Here is a 14,693-nt window from a genome sequence, read left to right on the forward strand (position 1 = left end):
GAGAAACGATGGACATTGTCGATGCGCAGGTGCACGCGAACATGCTGGGCACCGATGTCACGCTGGCGATAATGGACGCCCTGGGCATTCAGTCGGCGGTGTTCGACGAATTCGAGGCCCCGGGCGAAGGCGGCGAGCTGCATCCCGGTTATCGCCTGCCCAATGGCTCCTTTCGCAATGTGGGGCCGAACGCGGAGGCGGCCGCGTTGCGCCATCCCGACCGGTTCGCATTCCTGATGCGCGTGGACCCGACCGACCCGGGCATCGAGTCGTGGATCGAGACACTGACCGCCGCGTCCGGGTTCAAGGCGTTACGCACGACGGTTTTCACGCCGGCCGAGGGGGAGGTGTTCGAGGGCGGCGGGCATGACCGGCTGCTGCGGGCGGTCCAGTCGCACAACCTGCCATTTTTCGTCACATGCCCCGGGCCGGGTTCCGCATTTGACCCCGTACGTCGAGCGCTTTCCCGGCGTCCAATTCGTCATCGACCATTGCGGTGTCGCGTTCGACGCGCCCCCCGGACAGGCAACGATTGACGACGCGTTAGCGCTGGCTCGTTATCCCAACGTCGCCTACAAGTGGGCGCACGCTGCGACGTTTCTTTCCACCGACTCTTATCCGTTCCCCGATCTCGAGCCGAAGTTACGCCGCGCGATCGACGCCTTCGGGGCCAACCGCGTGATGTGGGCCAGCGATTACACGATGACGCGCCATCGCGCCAATTGGGGCGAGAGCCTGTTCAGCATTCGTGATTCCCCGTCGCTGTCCGACGACGAGAAGGCGTCGATCCTGGGACGCACGGCGCGCCAAATCCTGAACTTTCCGAAGCCGGACGCCTAGTACGAGCGCGCCGCGGCAGGCACAAATGCGTTTTGCTGCAACGGCATTCGACTCTTGTTGTACGTTCGGAGCTCCGGGCTGGCGAAGAGCCCGAACAGCGTCCCGGTCAGCCCCCCGATCAACCCCATCACCGAGGGGCCGGACAGCACGAAGTACACGAACGCGACGGCGACGATGAACAGCCCGACGTGCAGTGGAGTCCAGCGCGCGAGTGAAGGCAGTCGGAAAGACAAGCCCATGCCGAGCAGCAGTGCCAGCACGTGACCGATAGCGGTGAAGTCCGCGCTCAGCGCCACCGCCACCGCGACGCCCAGCCACCAACCCACCCAGATCGTCCGCCAGCGCGACGGTATCGATGCGGTCAGAGCGCCCAGCACACACACCGCGCCGTAGCTGACGCCCACGTCGGTGGCGCGCGTAACGGAGACGGGAAGCCAGCCGGCCTCCACCGCAAAGGTCAGCCAAATCGCGACGAGCAGCGTGGCACCCACGTGACCCACCGCGAAAGTGAGAAGCAGACCACGGCCGCGCCAAATAAGCTCGCCGAGCGCGAGCAGGCAGACCAGGCAGGGGAGCCAGGCGACGATATTGTCGCCGTCGCTCACGAAGGCGCTGCCGATCAGCGTGCTCAGGTGACCGTGCGCCAGGTTGTGCAGGTTGGTGCTCATCTGGCTCACGACTACATCGCGCGTGCCCGCACCAAGTTGAGCCAGCGTGACGGCGACGGTGACCAACGCCACAGCGTAAAACGCCGTCATGCGAAGTGAGGCTGCGTGCGACAGCACGCGGGCACCCACTCCCGCCCAACGGTTTTCAACGCTGACCACGGCTAACTCACCTTCACGTCCGCTTATAGCTGGGGCAACGGCCATATTCGGGATGCTTATTCCCCATCTGGCTTGCCGGTAACCACCCTTGGGGACGAGAGCCGAATACGACCCGCGCCAAAGCGATGGCAGCAGTCCGAACGGCGTCATGCCTCCACGATGAGGGGCAAATCGGGATTCGGCCACGCTCTTAACGAAGCCTTCACACGCGGGTGACAAATCTTCACAGATTTAACAATGGCCCCGGGCGGGGTATGGCCTCGAGCGCAGACGCGGGCTGCGCTGACCGATACCGCGCTCAGCGCTTGGATCGGGACCTTGACGAGTTCGTTGCGATGCTGCTAAACATGGCCTGCGCCACAAATTTGGGCGATCGCCCAAAACGCTGGGTGGGAGGTTCCGATGGGCCGAATGGACGGCAAAGTCGCGTTCGTGACCGGCGCGGCGCGTGGGCAGGGCAGAAGCCACGCCGTCCGGCTGGCGCAAGAGGGTGCCGACATCATCGCCGTCGACATCTGCCGTGGATTTGAAGGATCGCCGGCCCCGGCTGCCACGCCGGAAGACCTCGACATCACCGCGGGCATGGTCAAGGACGCCGGAACTCGCGTCGTCACCGACATCGTCGACGTCCGTGAGTACGACGCGTTGAAGGCAGCGGTCGACAGCGGCGTCGAACAGCTTGGGCGGCTGGATGTCATCGTTGCCAACGCCGGCATCGGCACGATGACCGGCAAGCTGCATAAGACTGACGAGGCGGCGTGGCAGCAGATGATCGACGTCAACCTCAGTGGGGTCTGGAAGACGGTCAAAGCCGGTGTGCCGCACATGCTGGACGGGGACCGCGGCGGTTCGATCATCTTGACCTCGTCGGTCGCGGGCAAGAAGGCTTACTTGCACACCGGTCACTACACGGCGGCAAAGCACGGGGTGATCGGGCTGATGCGGACGTTCGCAGTTGAATTGGGGCAGAAGATGATCCGGGTCAACGCCGTGCTGCCGACCCACGTGAACACGCCGCTGCTGATCAACGAGGGCACGTTTCATGCCTTCCGGCCCGATCTGGAGAATCCGGGGCCGGACGACCTCGCGCCGATCTGCCAAACCTTCCACATGCTGCCGATACCGTGGGTCACCGCCCAGGACATCAGCAACGCGGTGCTGTTCTTGGCCTCCGACGAAGCGCGCTACATCACCGGCGTCGCGCTGCCGGTCGACGCCGGTAGCTGCCTGAAGTAAGGAAAGCATCGATGACGATCACCAACGACACCGACGTCTATTACGACCCCTACGACGTCGGCATCAATACCAACCCATATCCGACCTACGCGCGGCTGCGCGAAGAGGCGCCGCTGTATTACAACGAGCAGTACGACTTCTGGGCGGTGTCAAGGCATTCCGACGTCGAGGGTGGGCTGGCCAACTGGCAGACATTCTCGAACCGGCGCAGCGACATCCTCGAGCTGGTCCAGTCGAAATTCGACATGCCCCGCGGCGTCATGATGTTCCAGGATCCGCCGGAGCACACGATGCTGCGCGGGCTGATGTCGCGGGTGTTCACGCCGCGCCGGATGGCCGAAATCGAGGACCAGATCCGGCGGTACTGCATCCGCTGCCTGGATCCGCACGTCGGGTCGTCGGGATTCGACATCATCGCCGAGCTCGCGTCGATGATGCCGATGCGGGTGATCGGCATGCTGTTGGGAATCCCGGAGTCCGAACAGGTTTCGGTGCGCGACGCCAATGACGCCAACCTGCGCACCAAACCGGGCGCGCCGCTCAAGGTCGCCAACGCCGACTCCATCGCCGACGGCCGGATCTACGCCGACTATGTCGAATGGCGTTCCAAGAATCCGTCGGATGACCTGATGACCACACTGCTCAACGTGGAGTTCGACGACGAGGAGGGTGTGCACCGCAAGCTGACCCGCAAGGAGGTCCTGCACTACACGCAGGTGGTCGCCGGCGCGGGCAACGAGACGACCGGCCGGCTGATCGGCTGGCTGGCCAAGGTGCTCGCCGAGAACCCCGATCAGCGCTGGGAGATCTACCGGGACCGGTCGCTGCTGAACCGCACCGTCGACGAGACGCTGCGGTTCGAACCCACCGGGCCGCACGTCGCGCGTTGGATGGCAAGGGATTTCGAGCTGTACGGCACGACGATCCCGGCCGGCAGCGCCATGCTGCTGCTATTCGGCGCCGCCAACCGCGACGAACGCCGTTACACGGACCCGGACACGTTCAACATCCACCGCGACAACATCTCGCACATCACCTTCGGCAAGGGCGTGCACTACTGCCTCGGCGCCAACCTGGCCCGGCTGGAGGGCCGCGTCGCGCTGGACGAGATCCTCAACCGCTGGCCCGAATGGGACATCGATTACGACACGGCGCAGTTGGCGTCGACGTCGACGGTTCGCGGCTGGGAGAAGCTCCGGGTCGTGCTGCGTTAAGTGTGGCGCTATTGGTAGAGCCGTCCCTAAATCTTTAGCCCTTGCGGCCGCGTCGGGCCTTGGGGTCCGGCATCTCGTACCGGTCCAGGAGTCGGTTCACCAGCGCGATGGCCTCCTGGTGGCCGCCGGAAGAACCCAGCCCCTGCTCCAGGATCAGCGTGCGGCCGATCGAGGCGATGACCACCGCGATGGCCGCCGGCGGAAATTCGTCGGTATCGATGTCGTGTTCGCGGATGATGAAGTTCAGCGCGGTGATCTGTTGCTCGCGCCACCGGTCCGACCATGCGGCGATCTCGGCCTGAATCTCCTTGCGGTGGTTGGCAAGTCCGCAGAACTCCAGCAGCAGCCGGGTGTCCTTGGGCTCGATGAGGGTGTCCCAGAAGGCGTGCAACGGCCGGTCCGACGACAACGCCTTCTGCTGGCGCTCCAGGTACACGGCCGCCCCGCCGCGGAAGACGGCCAGATACAGGTCGTCCATTGTGGGGAAGTAGTAATGCACCAAGGCCGGTTTCACGCCGGCCTTGGCTGCCACCCGGCGCGAGGTGGCTGCCGCGTAGCCCTCCTCGAGCATGATCTGGCTCGTCGCGGCCACCAGCATGTCGCGCGTTGTCGAGTCGCGCGCCTTAGGTCGATGCGATGCCGTCACAGTGTGGTCCTATCACACGGCGGGTTCGGCGACCATCTCGAAGAAGGCGGCACCGGAATCCGGGATGCGATTCTGCTTGAACACGTTGACGGCGTACGAGACCAGAATCATCGAATACAGCAGGTGCAGCAGCCGTTCGGCGTCCTGCGGCAATTCGTTGATATCGAGCCCGTTGAGATAGGCGATCGCCTCCTCGGCCCGCGGCGCGATGGCGTCGTAGAAGGCGACCAGCTCGTCATAGGGCTTCGACAGCCGCGCCTCGTACCGCTGCGCCCGGGTCGGCAACGCCCAATCGGCGACGAACGGTTCGAGATCGGCGAAAGCTTCAGGCAGGGTCATGACGGCTCCCCGGACTGGTAGGCGTCGACCGTGTCACGGATGACCGAGTGGAACTGGCGGATGAGCAATTCCTGGTCGCTGAGGTGGAAGGTGTTCTGCGCCCGCGTCTTCAGCGCCGAGTGGGTGGCCTCGATGGTGTTCACGTCCTGCATTGCGAACTCGATCGTGCTGTCCACCACCAATTCCTGGGCCAGCCGGTCCGCGGCGTTCGCCGGCGGCACGAAGTACATGTCGATCTCGTAGATGTGCGAATCGACCGTCTCGGGCCAATAGGTGTAGGTGATGTAGTAGCCGCGGGCCCAGAGCTGGATCGAGATGTTCGGGAACAGCCAGAACTGGTCGTTGCCCCAGGAGGCGATGTTGCCGCGGTTGAGGAAAGGCGCGCTCTCATCCTCGAGGCCGACGTCGGGAATGTCGTCGGGCCCGAAAAGCCCGGCGCGGAACAGCTTGTAGACCCAGCGCTGATCCTGGCGGGCCGGCCCGGCGGTGCCGGGCTCGCGCGCCGGTAGCGGTGGCGGCCCGGGAACCGAGGTCAGCATGTGCGGGCGGAACAGCTCGTAGTGATAGGAGTCGACGGGCGGCACCATCTTCTCCGCCTTGGACACGTCCGGGTCGATGAAGCGGCCGTGCACATACGGCGGGTGGTACCACTCGCACACCGAGTCGACGGCCAGCTTCCAGTTCCCGTTGATCCGAGTGGAGAAGCCGTAGTGCTGCGTCATCTTGTCGAACGGCCACCCCTCGAGCGGCAGCAGGCCGTCGCCCAGGAAGCTGCGCAGCGGGACGGGGTCTTCGGCGAGGTTGACGAAGATGAAGCCCGCCCATACTTCGCAGTGCACCCGCGGCATCCGCAGCATGCTCTTGTCGAGGTCGAAGAACTCCTCCTCGTTGGTGATGTGGTTGACCTTGCCGTCCAGGCCGTAGCGCCAGCCGTGGTACTTGCAGGAGAACGCCCGGCAAGTACCCGAGCTTTCCCGGCCCGGATGTTCTTGCCAGACGACCTTGTTGCCGCGGTGCGCGCACACGTTGTGGAAGGCGTGCACGGTGTCGTTGGCGTCGCGGGCGATCACGATCGAGGCGAGGCGGCCGGGCAGGTCGCGGGTGAAGTACGAGCCCTTGCGCGGCAGGCGCTCAATACGCCCGACGCACAACCAGTTTCGCTCGAACACCGCCTTGCGTTCGGCGGCGAAGAATTCCTCGGAGATCGAATCCTCGTAGTTGACCGGGGCGGTGCCCAGTTCGGGGTAGTCGGTGGTGAACTTGCCGCGGCCGGTCGAGAGCCGCTGCTGGATGCTGGTCACGGTGTGACTCCTTCCGGGGCGGGTGCGCTGTTGGACCAGGGCTCCTGGTCCCAGGCACGGTCCAGCGGGGCCATCTCGCCGCCGAACGGGAAGAACACGCGCTGGGCGTAGGTTTCGCGGCCCAGACCGTGGCCGAGCTCGTCGATGAAGGCCCGCTTCAGCGGGTTGGTGAACAGCTGTCGCGTGTATCGCAGTGTCAGCGGTGGTCGCCTGATCAGTTCGCGAGCATGTTCCCAGGCCCGGTCCAGCACCTTGTCCTTGGGCAGCACCTCGTTGACCACGCCCCACTCCTTGGCCTCTTGCGCACTGAGCTTTTGACCGGTGAGTAGGAAGTAACGCGCGCGGTTGTGCCCGGCGAGCACGCTCCAGATCACGTGCTGACCATCGCCGGGCACCTGTCCGCGCGGGAAGTGGGAGGCGTCCTGGAAGTAGGCGTCCTCGGAGGCCAGCACGATGTCGCCCATGATGGGTACCTCGGAGTGCATGTTGCACGGACCGTTGACCGCGCTGATCATCGGCACGTCGACGTCGAGCACATTGAAGATGAGATGGCGTGCGTACCAGGCTTTCTCGTCGAGCTTGTGCGTCCCGCGGTCGTTCGGCATGGCTTGATAGATGGGGTGTTCGGGCGGTTCGCCGTTGGGTAGGCGACCCCAGTTGGCGTTGTAGTTCTCGCCCGTGCCGGTATGAATGAGCACCTTGATCTCGCGGTCCCCGGCGATATCGGCGAACGCATCCGACATTTCGTCGTGTGCCTTCCAGCTCCACACCAGGCTGTCACCGTCGGTGTGGCACTGCATGAACAGGATTCCATCGTCGGTGAGTTCGAACCGGTAGTTGGCATAGCTGTTCTGGTACTCGCTATATCTGGTCCGCTTTGCCATATAGCTGCCTCATTCTCGCGGTGCTGGGCCGTTATCTGCGAAATTTGAGCGATCGCCCAAACTGCTGCAGGTGCCATGCTCGCACCTCAGGCCGCGGCGGTCAAGGCTTAGCGGCCGTGCAGGCGGGCCACCACCGGCGCGAAGGACTCGATTTGCGACTGCTGCACGGTCACGTAGTTGACGCCGAGGCTGTCGCGGCGCGAATGCAGCGCTGCCACAACGCTTTCCGAAGAACCGACCAGCACGTTGGGATGGTCGCGCAGCAAATCGACGGCGATGCCGGTCGATTTCGCCAGGCCCGCAAGCACGGTCCCGGCGTCGTCGGTGATCTCGGTGAAGTAGGGCGAACTCTCGACGTCCAGGCGCCCGAAACGCTCGCCGGCGGCGTCCCGGACGAACTCGATGCGGCGCCGCGCGACCTCCTGCGGGTCAAGGCCGTCGGCGTCGCGGGCCACGAACGGCACGCTGGAGATGCTGACGATGTCGGCCTCGCGACCGGCCAGCGACAGCACCCGCCGCCCGCCACCGCCGATCATGATCGGCGGATGCGGTTGCTGCACCGGCCGCGGCCTTCCCGCATACCCGTGGACCCGCACGAATTCGCCCGAGCAGTCCAGTTCCTCGCCCCGCCAATGCGCCTTGATCAGCTCCACCACCTCGGCGAGCTTGGCAATGCGCCGGCCGGGGCGGTCGAAGTCGAGTCCCAGCGCGCCGTACTCGATTTCGCTCCAGCCGGCACCGATGCCCAACTCCAGGCGGCCGTCGGAGAGCAGATCGAGCGTCGCTGCCTCCTTGGCCAGCACCGCGGGCACGTGATAGTCGATGCAGAACACCCGGCAACCGATGCGCAGCGTCTCGGTCACCGCGGCGGCTGCCGCCATCGCGGCGATGGGGGCGAGATCCTGGCGCGGGGTGCGGGCGGCGCGCTGCGCCGGACCCGGGCCCAAGTAGTGGTCGGCCAGGAAAAGCGTTGAGTAGCCGAGGTCTTCGACCTTGCGCACGGTGTCTCGCCACTCGCGGCCGCCGGCGGCGTTGGTCGCTTGCACCGCGAAGCGGAACGGGGGCCTGTCCATCACCGGACCCTAGATTGCGCGGCATTCGATATTCAAGGCCCGTTACTTGACCGCCGTTGACGCGGGGTGATAGGCATGGGAAGCCCATTGGTTGGGCGATCGCTCAGGAAGGGTGGGTCGAGGTTGGTCGCGAAGACGGCTGTGGTGACCGGTGGTGCATCGGGAATCGGCCGCGCCGTCGCCGAACGGTTGCGTAAAGACGGATTTCAGGTGGCCGTCATCGATCTTTCCCCCACCGACGACCAATTCGGGTACGTCGCCGACGTCACCGACCGCGAGCAGGTGGACACCGCCGTGTCGGCGATCCGCGAGGTGCTGGGCCCGATCCTGGTGCTGGTCAACGCGGCCGGAGTCGAGGGCTTCAAGAAGTTCATGGACATGTCCTTCTCGGACTGGACCAAGGTGATCAACGTCAACCTGAACGGTGTCTTCCACACCATTCAGGCGGTGCTGCCCGACATGCTCGAGGCGGGCTGGGGTCGCATCGTCAACATCTCGTCGTCCAGCACGCACTCCGGACAGCCGTTCATGGCCCACTACGTGGCGGCCAAGTCGGCCGTCAACGGCCTGACCAAGTCGCTGGCCCTGGAATACGGCCCGAGCGGGATCACGGTCAACGCCGTGCCGCCGGGATTCGTCGACACCCCGATGCTGCGCAGCGCCGAGCAGCGACACCTGCTGGGCGGCACCGTGGAGGACCACATCGCACGCACGCCGGTGCGGCGGGTGGGCCGGCCCGAAGACATCGCCGCCGCGTGCGCCTTCTTCATCTCCGAAGAGGCCAGCTACATCACCGGCCAGATCCTCGGCGTCAACGGCGGTCGCAACACTTAGCGAGGGAACATGTTCGAGAGAGATCAGCTCTTCATCGACGGCAAGTGGACGGCACCGCAATCCGAATCGGTCATCTCGGTGGTATCGCCGCACAGCGAAGCCGTCATCGGGCACGCGGCCTGCGCGGCACCCACCGACGTGAACCGGGCTGTCGAAGCGGCCCGCGCCGCTTTCGACACCGGGCCGTGGCCGCGCATGCAGCCGGCCGAACGCATCGAGGCACTCAACCGGCTCGCCGGCATCTACAAGGAGCGCCGTGGCGACATGGCCGCGCTGATCTCCGCCGAGATCGGCGCCCCCATCAGCTTCGCCAAGATGGCGCAGGTCCGCCTGCCCCTGACCATGCTGTCGGCGTTCTGCGGCATGGCGGCCAACTACGAGTGGCAGCAGGAGCGGCCGGGCTTGTACGGCAACAACATTCGGATCGCGAAGCGGCCGGTGGGTGTCGTGGCCGCGATCGTGCCGTGGAACATGCCGCAGTTCCTCACCGTCACCAAGGTGGTGCCCGCGCTGCTGGCCGGCTGTTCGGTGGTGCTCAAGCCCGCACCCGAGTCGGTGCTCGACGCACAGCTGCTGGCCGAGCTGGTCGCCGCGGCCGAGCTACCCCCGGGCGTGTTCAACGTGGTGCCCGGCGGCCGCGACGTCGGCGAACATCTGGTCAGCCACGCCGGCGTGGACAAGGTGTCGTTCACCGGGTCCACCGCGGCCGGCCGCGAGGTGGCCCGCGTCTGCGCCGACGGGCTCAAGCAGGTCAGCCTCGAACTCGGCGGCAAGTCCGCGGCGATCGTGCTCGACGACGCCGACCCTGCGGCGACGGCCACCGGAATCCAGATGGCCAGCCTGGCCAACAGCGGGCAGGTGTGTAATGCGTTGAGCCGCATCCTGGTACCGGAGGCCCGCAAGGACGAATTCGTCGACGCGCTGGCGGCCGGGATGGCCTCGATGACGGTGGGCGACCCGTCGGATCCGAACACCCAGATCGGCCCGCTGGTGGCGCAGCGCCAACAGGAGCGCGTCCGCGGCTACATCGAGTCGGGCCGCAGCGACGGCGCCCGGCTGGTGACCGGCGGCGCTGACCTGCCCGACGGCGTCGAAAGCGGTTGGTACGTAAGGCCGACGCTGTTTTCCGACGCGAGCAACGACATGCGGATCGCCCGCGAGGAGATCTTCGGTCCGGTGCTGACCGTCATCTCCTACCGCGACGAGGACGAGGCGCTCCGGATCGCCAACGACTCCGAATATGGTTTGGCCGGTTCGGTGTTCACCGCCGACGTCGAGCGCGGTTACGGCGTCGCGGCCCGGGTTCGGTCCGGCACCTTCGGCGTCAACGAGGGCTACATCATGGACCCGGCGGCGCCCTTCGGTGGCGTCAAGAACAGCGGCTACGGCCGCGAACTGGGCACCGAGGGCATCGACAGTTACACGGTGAGCCAATCGATTTCGGTTGCGGCGACCGCGAACTGATTAGAACTTCTTGAGCGCCTGGACGATTCGGCCGAACGACAGCGCCGACGTCATCCCCTTGCGCAGGCTGCGCTGCATCATGCTCAGATTGCCCAGCACGACGTAGCGGACGCCACAATCACGCCACTGCGTGAGCTGATCGATGACCTCATCGGGTGTTCCGCACAGCGCCGAATCCCTGATCACCCGCGGCGGGATGGCGGCCGCGTGGGACAGGGCGGTTTGTTCGTCGATGCCGTGCGGCAGCAGATCCTGTGCGCCCGAAAAGCCCACTCCCAGTGGATGTTGCAAACCGTGGCGGCCGAACACCTCGTCGGGCGCGTTGAGCCCGAACGCGCGGATCATCTCGGAATCGAGCGCCTCGTCGACGTCATCGCGGGTGCGGCCCGTGATCACGAAAATCTGCAGTGCCGGGAGGATCGCCGCGGGGTCGCGGCCGGCGTCCGAGGCGGCGGACCGGACCGCGTCGAGGCGCTGCTTGAATTCCGTCGGCCGGTGCGGGAAGGAGGGGAAATAGGCATCCGCGTATCGCCCGGCGGCGCGCAGCATCCGCGGACCGTGCGCCGCAATCCAGATCTCGGGCCACTTGCCCCGATAGGGCGGCAGCTCGAAGAGGGCGTCTCGCAGCGGGAAGTAGGGGGAGTCCCGGTTGACAAGTTCGCCGCCCGAATCCCACAGCGCCCGGATGGTGGCCATCGCTTCCTCGAACCGCGCGACCGGTTTGGACCAGTCGACGCCATAGGGCTCGTTTCCTTCCCGCTCACCCGGACCGATACCCAAGATTGCCCGGCCGCGGGTGAGCAGGTGCAGGGTCGCTGCGGCCTGCGCCGTCACCGCGGGGTTGCGCCGGCCGCTGTCGGTCACGCCGACGCCGAGGCGTAGGCGGCCCACCCGGTTGCGCCCGGCGACGTGCCCCAGCATGGTCCAGGGCTCCAGTGCGGCGTCGATCTTTGGTACGAGTTTGGTTAGCCCGCAATACTTTTGCTTCCACAGCGAGCGGGGGAACAACTGGTTGAGATGGTCGGGCACCCAAAACGAATCGACGCCCCTGGCGACCGCGGTGAAGTAGTTGGCCCGGGTGAAGCCTTCGGCCGCCGGGTGCGCGGCGAGAATCGGATCGACCACGCCCACACGAAAACCGGTCACGGTTCGCCCCTTCCGGCCCTGTTCGCTGGGGACATCAGACTAGCTGGCAGGGTCTGATGCCGCGACGTTTTAGGAACCGGCGGCTCGGGCATTTGCTCTGTCATCCCACCCATCGGAAGAAGGCAAACGCGTGGCTCCCAGTTTTCAGGACGTCATCAAATCCAAGTACCTGCTGTTGACGACGTTCACCAAAGATGGCCGTCCCAAGCCGACGGCGATCTGGGGTGTGCCCGAGGGCGACAAGCTCCTGGTGATCACCGACGACGGGTCGTGGAAGACCAAGCGGATCAACAACACGCCCAGGGTGACGATCGCCAAGAGCGGGGCGCTGGGCAAGCCCAAGAGCGAAGACGTCGAGGGCATTGCCCGGGTGCTGCCGAAGTCGGAGACGCGGCGGGTGTACAACGCCGTGCTCAAGCGGTACTGGTACCACGCGCCGTGGTTCTACGCGCATTCGATCGTGCGCGGCGGCATCGACAAGGTGCATGTCGGTCTGGAGATCACGCCGGCGTAGGCCGCGCTTTCAATTAGGCAGTCGCCTAGCTCGTCGTCGCGGTGGTGCGCGGGTGGGGAGACTCGTAGCGCCGCAAGTACTCCTCGATCAGCTGCAAGGTCTTCGGATGGCCGGTGGTGATGCCCAATCGATTTTCGATGCTGAGGGTCCGCCCGATGCTGGCGATGAGGACCGCCACGACGTCGGGTGGCATGGCGTCATCGGAGGCGTGTTCACGGAGGATGAAAGTCAGAGCGGCGATCTGGGCCTCGCGGGACCGTTCGGCGCCGGCGGCCAGTTCCGCGCGGATCGCCTTGCGATGGTTTCCCAGCGCCATGAACTCCATCGTCAACCGCGTACCGCGAGAGTCAATTGTCATGTCCCACAACTCATGCAGGGGATTGTCCGACGCGAGGGCGCAACGCTGCACGTCCAGGTTCATCTCGGTGCCGCGGCGCAACACGGCCAGGTACAGGTCGTCCATCGTCGGGAAGTAGTAGTACACGACGGCGCGTTGCACACCGACCCACTCGGCGACCCGCCGCGACGTCGCCGCCGCATAGCCCTCTTCGAGCATGATCTCGGCGGTCGCGTCGAGGATCCTCTCGCGGGTGCCGGTGTCGCGATTGCCGGCCCGGTTCGGTGCGGCCACGTGTCCCATCCTGTCCTGTCGTAGGCCCGGCGCCTCGTCCCTTGACCCTCGTCGCGTCGGGATGCTAAGCATATGCCCAAGCAGGTCGTTAGGCGACCGCCTAATTAAGTAGCGAGTCGGGGTCAGCGGTGAAGGAGTCCCCATGCCTGGTCTGCGCATCGGCGTCATGCACAACACCATCAATTCCAAATACGGGCCAAAGCCGTTGATCCAGGCCGACTACCTCACCGGGTTGGCCGCGGGGGCCGACTCGTTCTGGGTGGCCGACCATCTGAACTCGGTGCTGCCGTCCTCGATGTGGCAACCCAAATACGTTGGCGCCGCGAAGATCATCCCCAAGATGGACGCGCACGTGGAGCCCTGGACGATGCTGGGCTACCTCGCCGGGCACAACAAGCTGGGCCGGATGACGCTGGGCGTCGCAGTCACCGACACCGGTCGCCGCAATCCCGCCGTCACCGCGCAGGCCGCGGTGACGCTGCACCACCTCACCCGCGGCCGCGCCATCCTGGGCATCGGAACCGGCGAACGCGAGGGCAACGAGCCCTACGGCGTCGAGTGGTCAAAACCCGTGGCGCGCTTCGAGGAGGCGATGGCCACCATCCGTGCGCTGTGGAACTCGGGCGGCGAGCTCGTCAGCCGCGAATCCGCCTACTTCCCCCTACACAACGCCACTTTCGCGCTCACGCCGTACAAGGGCAAGTGGCCCGAAATATGGATTGCCGCCCACGGGCCACGAATGATCCGCGCCGCGGGCCGCTACGCCGACGGGTGGTTTCCCGGCACCACCCGAGCCAGCGAATACGGCCAACAACTCAACGATTTGCGCACTGCGGCCTCGGACGCGGGACGCGATCCGATGGCGATCACCCCGGCGGGAATCCGATTCGTCCTCACCGGACGCTCCCAGGGCGAGATCGACGAGATCGTCGACTCGGAACTGGTCCGACTGTTCACGCTGAACTCGCCGGGCACGGATTGGGCGCGGCACGGCGCCGAACATCCGATGGGCCCGGACTTCAAGGGCGTGCAGGACCTGGTGCCTCAGCTCATCGACGAGCAGACCGCGCTGTCGTTTGTGTCGAAGGTTCCGCGCGAACTCGTCAAGGAACTCTTCGTCGTCGGGATGCCCGACGACATCGTCGACCAGCTGGCCGAGTTCCGCGACGCCGGCCTGCGCTGCCTGGTCGTCGGCAACATGGGCGCCCTGCACCCCAAGCTCTCCAAGAGCGCGGCCGCAACGACGCCCTATGTCAAACTCCTGCGTCGGCTGAAGAAGCTGTGAAAGTAGAAGCGGTCCAATAGTTTTGGTTGCACTGACGAGAAAGGGCACCGGCTATGTTCACTGGCTCCATCGAGGATCGGCTCAAGATTCGTGAGCGATTCGACAGCTACAGTGACGCGGTATCCAGGATCGCGCTCGATGACTACCTGCGGTGCTGGACCGACGACCCGATTCGGCTCGGGACGGGCGGGGAGTTCCGCGGCGTGGACCAGCTGCGCGCCCACTGGGACGGCATCTGGCGTGCGATCGAAACGATGGCGTTCGTCACCCAGATCGGTGCCATCGAGATCGACGGTCAGGACGCCCGCACACGCTCGTATTGCCAAGAAACGCTGCGGTTTCGAAACGGCCAGACCCAGCAGCTCGTGGGCGCCTACGCCGACGAACTGAAACGCGTCGACGGCGAGTGGTTGTTCAACAAGAGGACCTACCGCATCCACATCGCTACGCCCTAGGGTT

General features: G+C 65.6%; 17 protein-coding genes. 9 read left to right on the top strand and 8 right to left on the bottom strand.

Annotation, left to right across the window (positions count from 1 at the left end; genetic code table 11):
* Nucleotides 1-8: 8 nt before the first annotated feature.
* Together MRAB57_RS28530 and MRAB57_RS09385 are read left to right on the top strand one after the other, a co-directional pair.
* Nucleotides 9-536, top strand: a complete 528-nt coding sequence (locus MRAB57_RS28530) for an amidohydrolase family protein (RefSeq protein WP_157900585.1) — start codon at nucleotides 9-11, stop codon at nucleotides 534-536.
* Nucleotides 442-840: an amidohydrolase family protein gene (locus tag MRAB57_RS09385; RefSeq protein WP_157900586.1), complete on the top strand. Its 399-nt coding sequence runs from the start codon at nucleotides 442-444 to the stop codon at nucleotides 838-840. Before MRAB57_RS28530 ends, MRAB57_RS09385 begins: the two co-directional genes overlap by 95 nt.
* Here the strand turns inward: MRAB57_RS09385 and MRAB57_RS09390 are convergent.
* Entirely contained in the window at nucleotides 837-1,667 is an 831-nt protein-coding gene (locus MRAB57_RS09390; protein ID WP_216823732.1) for a rhomboid-like protein, read from the bottom strand. The two genes, MRAB57_RS09385 and MRAB57_RS09390, sit on opposite strands and share 4 nt — an antisense overlap.
* A gap of 402 nt (nucleotides 1,668-2,069) precedes the next feature.
* Here MRAB57_RS09390 and MRAB57_RS09395 point away from each other — a divergent pair, with 402 nt between their 5' ends.
* Nucleotides 2,070-2,903 carry a mycofactocin-coupled SDR family oxidoreductase gene (locus MRAB57_RS09395; RefSeq protein WP_077087323.1) on the top strand — a complete coding sequence of 278 codons (834 nt, stop codon included), beginning with the start codon at nucleotides 2,070-2,072 and terminating at the stop codon, nucleotides 2,901-2,903.
* Nucleotides 2,904-2,914: 11 nt separating this feature from the next.
* A complete protein-coding gene (locus tag MRAB57_RS09400; protein ID WP_077087324.1) occupies nucleotides 2,915-4,117 on the top strand; it encodes a cytochrome P450 in 1,203 nt (400 codons plus the stop codon).
* A gap of 34 nt (nucleotides 4,118-4,151) precedes the next feature.
* Here the strand turns inward: MRAB57_RS09400 and MRAB57_RS09405 are convergent, their stop codons facing one another.
* The 5 genes from MRAB57_RS09405 to MRAB57_RS09425 all read right to left on the bottom strand — a co-directional run bounded on the left by MRAB57_RS09405 (nucleotide 4,152) and on the right by MRAB57_RS09425 (nucleotide 8,360).
* On the bottom strand, nucleotides 4,152-4,715 hold the full coding sequence (locus tag MRAB57_RS09405; protein WP_077087325.1) for a TetR/AcrR family transcriptional regulator: 564 nt from the start codon (nucleotides 4,713-4,715) through the stop codon (nucleotides 4,152-4,154).
* A gap of 60 nt (nucleotides 4,716-4,775) precedes the next feature.
* Nucleotides 4,776-5,102, bottom strand: coding sequence for a hypothetical protein (locus MRAB57_RS09410; protein WP_077087326.1), 327 nt, complete (start codon nucleotides 5,100-5,102; stop codon nucleotides 4,776-4,778).
* Nucleotides 5,099-6,403 carry an aromatic ring-hydroxylating oxygenase subunit alpha gene (locus MRAB57_RS09415; protein ID WP_077087327.1) on the bottom strand — a complete coding sequence of 435 codons (1,305 nt, stop codon included), beginning with the start codon at nucleotides 6,401-6,403 and terminating at the stop codon, nucleotides 5,099-5,101. Before MRAB57_RS09415 ends, MRAB57_RS09410 begins: the two co-directional genes overlap by 4 nt.
* Nucleotides 6,400-7,287, bottom strand: coding sequence for an enoyl-CoA hydratase/isomerase family protein (locus MRAB57_RS09420; protein WP_077087328.1), 888 nt, complete (start codon nucleotides 7,285-7,287; stop codon nucleotides 6,400-6,402). The genes MRAB57_RS09415 and MRAB57_RS09420 overlap by 4 nt, the downstream gene beginning before the upstream one ends.
* Nucleotides 7,288-7,394: 107 nt before the next feature.
* Nucleotides 7,395-8,360: a TIGR03621 family F420-dependent LLM class oxidoreductase gene (locus MRAB57_RS09425; protein WP_077087329.1), complete on the bottom strand. Its 966-nt coding sequence runs from the start codon at nucleotides 8,358-8,360 to the stop codon at nucleotides 7,395-7,397.
* 75 nt (nucleotides 8,361-8,435) lie between these two features.
* On the opposite strand from MRAB57_RS09425, the gene MRAB57_RS09430 reads away from it, so the two are divergent.
* Nucleotides 8,436-9,194: an SDR family NAD(P)-dependent oxidoreductase gene (locus MRAB57_RS09430; RefSeq protein WP_077087330.1), complete on the top strand. Its 759-nt coding sequence runs from the start codon at nucleotides 8,436-8,438 to the stop codon at nucleotides 9,192-9,194.
* A gap of 9 nt (nucleotides 9,195-9,203) precedes the next feature.
* Nucleotides 9,204-10,658 carry an aldehyde dehydrogenase gene (locus MRAB57_RS09435; RefSeq protein WP_077087331.1) on the top strand — a complete coding sequence of 485 codons (1,455 nt, stop codon included), beginning with the start codon at nucleotides 9,204-9,206 and terminating at the stop codon, nucleotides 10,656-10,658.
* Here the strand turns inward: MRAB57_RS09435 and MRAB57_RS09440 are convergent, their stop codons facing one another.
* Nucleotides 10,659-11,804 (bottom strand): LLM class flavin-dependent oxidoreductase, encoded by a 1,146-nt coding sequence (locus tag MRAB57_RS09440; protein ID WP_077087332.1) that lies wholly within the window; start codon nucleotides 11,802-11,804, stop codon nucleotides 10,659-10,661.
* 130 nt (nucleotides 11,805-11,934) lie between these two features.
* Here MRAB57_RS09440 and MRAB57_RS09445 point away from each other — a divergent pair, with 130 nt between their 5' ends.
* Complete coding sequence (locus MRAB57_RS09445; protein ID WP_077087333.1) at nucleotides 11,935-12,318, top strand: PPOX class F420-dependent oxidoreductase; 384 nt, start codon at nucleotides 11,935-11,937, stop codon at nucleotides 12,316-12,318.
* Nucleotides 12,319-12,343: 25 nt separating this feature from the next.
* Here the strand turns inward: MRAB57_RS09445 and MRAB57_RS09450 are convergent, their stop codons facing one another.
* Nucleotides 12,344-12,958: a TetR/AcrR family transcriptional regulator gene (locus tag MRAB57_RS09450; protein WP_108637911.1), complete on the bottom strand. Its 615-nt coding sequence runs from the start codon at nucleotides 12,956-12,958 to the stop codon at nucleotides 12,344-12,346.
* Nucleotides 12,959-13,091: 133 nt separating this feature from the next.
* Here MRAB57_RS09450 and MRAB57_RS09455 point away from each other — a divergent pair, with 133 nt between their 5' ends.
* Both MRAB57_RS09455 and MRAB57_RS09460 read left to right on the top strand, forming a co-directional pair.
* Nucleotides 13,092-14,234 (top strand): LLM class flavin-dependent oxidoreductase, encoded by a 1,143-nt coding sequence (locus MRAB57_RS09455; RefSeq protein ID WP_077087334.1) that lies wholly within the window; start codon nucleotides 13,092-13,094, stop codon nucleotides 14,232-14,234.
* A gap of 53 nt (nucleotides 14,235-14,287) precedes the next feature.
* The gene (locus tag MRAB57_RS09460) at nucleotides 14,288-14,689 is read left to right on the top strand and encodes a nuclear transport factor 2 family protein (protein WP_077087335.1); all 402 of its coding nucleotides are present in this window, start codon (nucleotides 14,288-14,290) and stop codon (nucleotides 14,687-14,689) included.
* Nucleotides 14,690-14,693 lie beyond the last annotated feature (4 nt).

Source organism: Mycobacterium rhizamassiliense, assembly GCF_900157375.1.
GTDB classification, from domain to species: Bacteria; Actinomycetota; Actinomycetes; order Mycobacteriales; family Mycobacteriaceae; genus Mycobacterium; species Mycobacterium rhizamassiliense.